Consider the following 4,417-nt stretch of genomic DNA (forward strand, 5'->3'; position numbering starts at 1 on the left):
CCCACCACCCACACGGCAAGATGAACACCATGAGCGCACACGACCCCGCCCAGCAGCCCCTCACCCACACCTTCAACCGCCTCGCCCAACTCCTCATCCCCGTCGTCCGAACCCACCTCCAAACCCTCACGGCGCTTCACACCGAGCTCCGGCCCTTCCTCGAAGAGGCCGCCCGCAACCCCGCGATCGTCGACCAGTGGCGTGCCGAACGCGAAGCCGAGGAAGCCCTCGGCACCTGCCACTGCCTGTGCGGCGCCCACCCCGACGCACCCGGCATCTGCACCGGCACCGGCGCCCCCGGCCGGGACATCGTCTACAACGGCGTCCCCGTCACCCACTGCGCCCCCTGCTGGCAGGCCAAGCAATGGCAGCTCGCATGAGCCCCGACCTCCTGCCCCTCTTCGTCGCCCTCGCCGTGGCCCTCGCGCTGATCTTCGCCTTCGTCAGGGACCTCGTCTCCCCTCTCCGGCACAGGCGTCGGCTGACCACCGCGGCATGGAAGCGCACCAGGGACACACAGCGAATCCGCGCCCAAGAGTCCGCCGCAGCGGCCCGGCACGCCGCCCGGATCAAGCAGGGCGCGGACGAGGGCATCCTGCGCCGCATCACAACCGCCGACAACAACCACCCCGAGCAGAGGCACTGATGACCGACCGCGAAGAACTTCCGCACGAGCCGTACATCGACTCTGTCGCCCACGCCCTCGCCGTGCTCAACTGCGAGCCCCGCTATGTCCATTGCGAGACCGCAGATGGCGAGCAGCTCGACGCCGTGCTGTCCGACTGGCCCGAGGGCGTCGTCTCCGAGGAGCACTGGCCGCACGGCGTATACCTCGCCTGGGACCAGCACGCCGGCTGGCAGCTCATTGAGAGCGGAGGCGGGCGGAACGTCACGTCGCTGTGCTCGGACAGCGACACCTACGCGGCCCCCTGGCAGGTCGCCTGCGACCTACTCGCCCAGCTGGCCACCGGCGCCGGCGCCGACCCGATCGTCTCCCACGGCGGGCCCGCCTGGGACCCGACGCTCGTGCGGCAGGCGGTCGACGCCTGGGAGGCCGCCCTTTGACCCACCACCACACCGCAGCCCGCACCACCGCGAAAGGGACTCCCGTGAGCGCTGACCTCCTGCCCATCCTCCTCTCCCTCGCCCTGACCCCCATCCTGGCCGTGGTGTACCTCGTCCCCCACCGAGGCCGCCCACCCCTGATCTACACGGTGTGGGACCGCACCAAGGACATCCTGCTCTTCCGCACCCGCGAGCCCGCCGCGCCGGCCCGGCCGCGCCCGGACTACACCCGCATCGCCGTACTGGAGTGGGAGATTTATGAGGTCGAGCCGAAGCCGGGCACGGCCGCTGCAGCAGCCGTGAACTTCCACCGCTTCGCCGAACGCTTGAAGGAGGTGCCCGATGGCCACCGATGACACCGGCCCCACCCCACACACCGTGGCCGTGACAGAAGCCGTGGTCAGGGGTCTCGGCTTGGCCGATGAGTTCGACGACGCCATGGACCGCGTTCGCCGGTTCGTCGCCCTAACCGACCTCGAAGCGGTGCTCGTCGGTCACATCGCCGGAACTCTGTACCCCGGCATACTCAGGGCCAGCACCGCCCACGCCGCCCACGACGAATACTTCTGGCGGGCGCAGGCCATCGGAGTACCCGAAGACCGGGCGCGGGTGGTCCTGGACGAGGTCGCGGCCGAGGCACGGGGGTGCTGGGCACGGGTCGATATCCACGAGGTCGCCTATCACCGCCTGCTGGAGGGCGAGGAGAACCGGCCACCGGAGGAACTGCGCACCATCGCGCGGGAGATGCACCGCCACCCGTACGGATTGCTGGGAGACGATCACCCCGAGGCTGTGGATGCCACCGCCCGAATGCTCGCCACCCTGACACAGACCGAAGCCGAGGCCGCCGAACACGTCCCCGATCTCGCGGATCTCCCGCACGCCCTCACGCGCGCACTCGACACCCCCACCGGCCCGCGGCACCCTCCCACCGGTCCGCGCCGCACGGACAGCCGCCCGGCCTGGCAATCCCCCTACGGGCCACCCCGACGGGGGAAACGATGAGCCGCCCGCCAGCACAACCCGCCCGAGAGGAACCCCCGATGGCCCACAACCCACCAGCAGACGAGCAGCCGCACGCCCACCGGCCCACGGACCCGCTCGCCTACTTCACCTCCCCGGGCAGCCCTGAGCACGAGTACGCCGCCCACGTCCACCGGACCCGCATGGCCGCTCTCGCCGACACCCGGCTTCCCGCACCCGCACGTCCCCGGTTCGCCCTCGCCGACGGCCCGGAGGACAACCCCGAACGCGAGCACCTTGAGGAACTCAACCTGTCCGCCCAAATCGCACACGCCGACTGGGAAGCTCACGTGGCCCGGCGCGCTCGCCACGCCGCCATCGCCCGCCACACCGACCAGCTCCCCGAGAACCTGGCCGAGGACCTGACCGAAGGCCGCGAAGCCCTGATCACCGCACTGGGCGCACTCGCCGACGTCGAGCAGCGCCCGAGGCTGCGGAAGCTCTACCGCGATCTGCGCGGGGAGGTGTACGCGAGCACCACCGGCGGTGAACTCCCTGCCGCTCGCGCAAACTTCGCGTACCGCAGGGCGGATGACTACTACCGTCGGCGCTGGGACGAGGCGTCCACAAACCCCGTGCCGGATGGGGATGAGCACCTGCGGGTCATCGGGGCCATGTACCGGGCCCGGCGCGCGGTCCACGGATGGCGCTGGCCCGGCGCCTGGGACGCCTCGCTGGGCCGAGCGGCCCCCCTCAACCTCGTTACCCGCTAGTAGAAGTGGGGCCCGCCCACCGGCGGGCAAGACCTACCCGCCAGTAGACCCGCTGCCCGGGTCACAGCCCCGTCACACCGGCCCCGCCACACGGCGGGGCCGTCTACGTTCGGTCACCAAACCACACGATCGGAGACCACCATGCGCACCACCAGCATCCACACCCCCCACGCCCCCGCCCGCGTCCGTCGGGGCCGCGCCCTGGCCGCAGGCACCGCCGCCCTGATCCTCGCCCTCGCAGCCTGCGGCAGCGGAGACAACGGCGACGGAGACGACGGGGCCGACGGCGGCAGCAGCGGGGGCGCCGGCGGGCAGGACCCCACCGCACCCCCCACCACCGGAGGCGCCAGCGACGGCGGCACCGGCGACACCGGCAGCAGCGAAGGCGACACCGCTGGAGACGACGGAAGCGGAGGAACCGAAGGCACCGCGGGCGGCGCGGCCGTGGCCGACCTCGGCGCCACCCACACCATCACCCCCAGCCAAGGCCTGACCCTCGCCATCGCCGTCGACCTCGACCGGCTCGTGGTCCCCAACGACGAGGTCGACGGCGGGTTCGGGGCGGACGGCGACGAGGAGTACGCCCTGCTCACCATCACCGCCACGAACCCCGGCGACCAGCCCATCACCCTCGACGCCGTGTACCAGGAGTGCACCGTCGACGGCCAGGTCACCGAGTACGAACTGTGGGAAGGCATCACCACAGAGTGGCCGAACCTCGTCCCCGCCGGCGGGGAGGTCACCTGGGCCCCCACCTGCGCCCTGGACGGCGGACAGGAACTCACCTACTCCATCGCTGTGAACGACTCCGACACCGTGTGGTGGACCGGCACCATCCGCTGAACCCCCGCCCGGGCCTACCATGGGGTCTCCGGCACCCTGGGGCCACCATCGGTGGGCCGGCACCAGTCGGGCCCGCCCCGCGCCGTCGCAGCCGGCCAGGGCGGGCCCGACCCGTTCCCCGCGCAGCAGCAGGAGGAGTCGTGCCCGACCAGCACACCACCACCCCCGCCGATGACGCTCCCGAGCACCGCGGCGACGACGACCAGGAGCAGGGCGAGCAGCGGTGGAAGGTCGTCTTCCACACCGACACCGGCCCGCAGACCCTCGACGTCACCACCCACCCCAGCGACGAGCAGAACCTCGAGGAGTGGCTCGCGACGAAGCTGGAGCAGCGCATGGAGCCCGTCGCCCTCGATGAGCAGCACACCGTGCTCCTGCCCACCGCACCGAGGTTCGCTGCGTTCGAGACCGGGGACGGCGGGATGATGCTCCTGCCCACCGGCCGGATCACCCGCGTCGACGTCACCCCCCTCCCGTGACCGGCCTCGACCCGGGTGGGATCGGCGAGGCCGGCGTGCACCTGCGCGCCCGCACCCTCATCCGCCGTGGCGACCCCCGCATCCCCGTGGTGGAGAAGGAGATCGCGAAGCACTTCCCTGCCGGGACGTCTCCCGACCGGATCCACTGGGAGGCCGCCGTGGCGATCGCGTGGGGAGACGCCCGTGCGGAGCTGGAGGCACGCGCCGCCCGCGCCCGCGGCCACGCCACCTCAACCGCCCGCGAGGCCGGTGACGGTGACGACCAGGAGGACGACCCCACACCCCACACCTGTC

At 72.0% G+C, this 4,417-nt stretch carries 9 protein-coding genes; all 9 read left to right on the forward strand.

Annotated elements, in window-relative coordinates; all coding sequences use genetic code 11:
- On the forward strand, window positions 1-380 hold a 380-nt coding region (locus FOE67_RS17840; RefSeq protein ID WP_228474001.1), incomplete at its 5' end, for a hypothetical protein.
- Window positions 377-646 carry a hypothetical protein gene (locus tag FOE67_RS17845; RefSeq protein ID WP_182665479.1) on the forward strand — a complete coding sequence of 90 codons (270 nt, stop codon included), beginning with the start codon at window positions 377-379 and terminating at the stop codon, window positions 644-646. The genes FOE67_RS17840 and FOE67_RS17845, both read left to right, overlap by 4 nt.
- Window positions 646-1,065: a hypothetical protein gene (locus FOE67_RS17850; protein WP_182665481.1), complete on the forward strand. Its 420-nt coding sequence runs from the start codon at window positions 646-648 to the stop codon at window positions 1,063-1,065. Before FOE67_RS17845 ends, FOE67_RS17850 begins: the two co-directional genes overlap by 1 nt.
- 44 nt (window positions 1,066-1,109) lie before the next feature.
- A complete protein-coding gene (locus FOE67_RS17855) occupies window positions 1,110-1,421 on the forward strand; it encodes a hypothetical protein (RefSeq protein ID WP_182665483.1) in 312 nt (103 codons plus the stop codon).
- Window positions 1,408-2,070: a hypothetical protein gene (locus FOE67_RS17860; RefSeq protein ID WP_182665485.1), complete on the forward strand. Its 663-nt coding sequence runs from the start codon at window positions 1,408-1,410 to the stop codon at window positions 2,068-2,070. Before FOE67_RS17855 ends, FOE67_RS17860 begins: the two co-directional genes overlap by 14 nt.
- 38 nt (window positions 2,071-2,108) lie before the next feature.
- Window positions 2,109-2,801 carry a hypothetical protein gene (locus FOE67_RS17865; protein WP_182665486.1) on the forward strand — a complete coding sequence of 231 codons (693 nt, stop codon included), beginning with the start codon at window positions 2,109-2,111 and terminating at the stop codon, window positions 2,799-2,801.
- Window positions 2,802-2,942: 141 nt separating this feature from the next.
- Complete coding sequence (locus FOE67_RS30110) at window positions 2,943-3,644, forward strand: hypothetical protein (RefSeq protein WP_182665488.1); 702 nt, start codon at window positions 2,943-2,945, stop codon at window positions 3,642-3,644.
- Between the two features lie 140 nt (window positions 3,645-3,784).
- On the forward strand, window positions 3,785-4,123 hold the full coding sequence (locus tag FOE67_RS17875; RefSeq protein ID WP_182665491.1) for a hypothetical protein: 339 nt from the start codon (window positions 3,785-3,787) through the stop codon (window positions 4,121-4,123).
- Window positions 4,120-4,417: hypothetical protein (locus FOE67_RS17880; protein WP_182665493.1), on the forward strand; the 298-nt coding region annotated here is incomplete at its 3' end. The genes FOE67_RS17875 and FOE67_RS17880, both read left to right, overlap by 4 nt.

Origin of the sequence: Streptomyces calidiresistens (assembly GCF_014141525.1) — a bacterium.
Classification (GTDB): domain Bacteria; phylum Actinomycetota; class Actinomycetes; order Streptomycetales; family Streptomycetaceae; genus Streptomyces; species Streptomyces calidiresistens.